This is a genomic window from uncultured Gimesia sp., from assembly GCF_937919775.1.
Lineage (GTDB): Bacteria > Planctomycetota > Planctomycetia > Planctomycetales > Planctomycetaceae > Gimesia.
This window is the reverse complement of record NZ_CALFPF010000811.1, coordinates 1-2849: the sequence shown is the minus strand read 5'-3', so window position 1 is coordinate 2849 and position 2849 is coordinate 1. Positions and strand designations below refer to the sequence as shown.

The window sequence follows — 2849 nt, the reverse complement described above, 5'->3', positions numbered from 1 at the left end:
CAATGGTTTTTGAGGATCGCCCATATGGTCTTTACGGCGAAATCGTGCCAGTGCGGGCCGCCGCGTAGACCAGAACCAGCGATGATGAAAGACGGTTTCAAGCTCATCGAGATCGAGGTACATCAGGAAGATTCGATTGCGAAAGCTGTGTTCAACGGGTTCAAATCGTCGATGTCGAACCCAGCCTTCGTAGATACCGCTTTCCATGTTTCATCCGTTTCCATTAACGCCTGACAAACAGCCAGCGCACTGTTGACGCCGTCTTCGTGAAAACCATTTCCCCAGTACGCACCGCAAAATGAAGTTCGCTGCGCATTGATCACTTCCGGGTGACGTCGCTGCGCCTTGGCACGATCTGCCGTAAAAATGGGGTGGTGGTAGTTGATGCTGCGAATCACTTTTTTCGGATTTACCCTGTCTTCGCTGTTGAGGGTCACACAAAATGTATTTTTAGAACGCAAACTCTGCAGGAGATTCATATTGTAAGTCACGGTTGCTTTTTCATGACTGTCGCGGGGGGCAAAGTAATTCCAGCAGGCCCAGGCGCGCCGACTCCGAGGTAAGACAGAGGCGTCGGTATGCAGTTGGGCAACATTCGATTCATAAGGAAATGCCGACAGCAAATCGCGTTCGACAGAATTTGCATCATCACCGAGTAAGCGCAATGCCTGATCGCTGTGGCAGGCGAAAATCACGTGATCGAAACACTCAGGTAAGCCACCGCGCGTACAGACCTCAACGTATGCATCCTTACGAACCACTGAGGCAATTGGTGTGTTGAGACAGATGGAATCAGCAAATCGGGCTGTGAGCGCTTTCACGTACGTATTTGAACCGCCACAAATGACTCTCCATTGAGGACGGTCCCGAATCGCCAGAATCCCGTGATTCAGATAAAACTCCACAATAAACCGGATGGGAAATTGTTCGAACGTTCCCAAAGGACAGGACCAGATGGCAGAGCCCATCGGCAGAAAATACTGTTCGATAAATTCCTGTGAGAAACGTTCACGAGCGAGGTATTCGCCCACCGTTTGCTCTTCGTCGTGCGACTGCAACAGCTCAAGCGACTGTCGATTGAACCGTAATATCTCTTTTAAAAGCCGATAGAAACGCAGACTGATCAGATTTCGTCGCTGCGCAAAAAAGCCATTCAGGTCGGCCCCTCGATACTCAAGCCCCGTCCGCTCGCACTTCATGCTGAAGCTCATCGCCGTCGGTTGCGACGCCACACCAAGTTGACTCAGAATTCGGGTGAAGTTGGGATAAGTCTGATAGTTAAACACAATAAACCCGGTATCGACTGCATGACGCTCGCCATCCAGTTCCACATCAATTGTATTTGTGTGGCCGCCGACATAGTCATTCGCCTCGAACAGCGTGATATCATGTTGTCCCTGCAGGCAATAAGCGGCGGTCAGACCCGAGATGCCGCCGCCGATGATGGCAATTTTCATCAGCTCACCTCGTTTATATCATGTGGAACACGGCAACTACCGTTTTGATGATTACAGCGTCCGGTAAACCTCAGTCTGTTTTTTGCGCAAAAACAGTAGGTCAGATCCAGTAATTGAGAAACCACCGGCAGTCTCGTCGGGAGTACGATCCACCCCAAACCAGCGGCTGTATAGAGTCTGCGAAACACTTCGACTCCCGTAACCCAGCTACCGTCTGGCAAGCGGGCGTGCATTTCATTCATGAATTGATCCCAGGTTTTGCCATAAGCTTCCGCATCAAACTTGGGATCAGCAATGTTTGTAAACAGGATTTTGTGTTTTCTGTCCAGGCGACGAATCATGTTGACTTCCCGCAGGCACAACGGACATTCCGCATCATAAAATGCTTCAATCTCAAATTGATGATTCATCAGCGTCTGCTTCTTCCTGCTTGCGAAAGTTTCAAACAAATATTTAATAGCCAACCAGTTCGCACATCATTTCGAGGTCTGTTTCCTCAGCCTTCAATCGCAGCTTGGCAACCGCACGCTGTTCAAGCTGCCTGACTCGTTCTTTTGAAATCCCCAGTTCATCCGCCAGGCTCTGAAAAGTCCGGATTTTTTGTTGCTCACCTAATGCAAAACGGCCTTGAACGATCAACTGCTCACGCCGATCCAGATTGTCCATCGCCTTTGCAACCAGCGCAGATAATTCCTGCCAGATCTGCTCATCCATCGCGGGCTCCCTGACTTCTCTGGCCTCATCTAGAGCGCTGGTATGTGTCGCCGGTGTGAACCGGGCATTTGCCTTTCTTCGATCAGCAATCTTGCGATAGGCATAATTAGAAATCGCATGGTATGCGTAAGTACTGAAGCGAAAACCACGCGAATAATCAAATTTGTCAACCGCCTTGAGTAAAGACCAGATACCGTCGCTCAGCAGTTCGTCAAATGAAATATGCGGAGTAACACACTTCTTGATGATCGACACCACAAGTCGCATGTTGCAGCGAAGTATATAGCTGCGAATGTTTTGTGCTTCGTTCAGATACAACTCGATTGTGTTGATCTCATCTTCATCGGGTGAGTCGGGATCAATCTGAGAACGAAGCGAGTTGGCTTTATACTTGACATAATTCATGCGACGGAACAGATTCTGTTCCTCTTCGACGGAGAGCACACCGGCTTCGCATAAACGGGCGATATGCGCTGGCAGGTTCTGAGAACTATTTACCTTCATCAAATCCTTTGATTCATCCGAATCATCAGAAAATGATTCGTAAAGTATTTCATGCCCGGCTTCCGGACTCTGAAAAATCGGATTTGAAATGAAATCAATCTCCGTCTTCAACAGTAATTCAGCACGCTGCCCTGAATCGTCTCGCAGAGTGCCTATCCGTCCAGTTTCGTGTAC

At 49.0% G+C, this 2849-nt stretch carries 4 protein-coding genes; all 4 read right to left on the bottom strand.

Features of this window, described 5'->3' with window-relative positions; genetic code table 11:
• On the bottom strand, positions 1 to 207 hold a 207-nt coding region (locus Q0294_RS23495), incomplete at its 3' end, for a DUF1365 family protein (protein ID WP_366918009.1).
• Entirely contained in the window at positions 123 to 1457 is a 1335-nt protein-coding gene (locus tag Q0294_RS23165; RefSeq protein ID WP_299470228.1) for an FAD-dependent oxidoreductase, read from the bottom strand. The genes Q0294_RS23165 and Q0294_RS23495, both read right to left, overlap by 85 nt.
• Entirely contained in the window at positions 1457 to 1867 is a 411-nt protein-coding gene (locus Q0294_RS23160) for a thiol-disulfide oxidoreductase DCC family protein (protein WP_299470226.1), read from the bottom strand. The genes Q0294_RS23165 and Q0294_RS23160 overlap by 1 nt, the downstream gene beginning before the upstream one ends.
• 43 nt (positions 1868 to 1910) lie before the next feature.
• Positions 1911 to 2849, bottom strand: a 939-nt coding sequence (locus Q0294_RS23155; RefSeq protein WP_299470224.1) for a sigma-70 family RNA polymerase sigma factor, incomplete at its 5' end; no start/stop codon positions are given.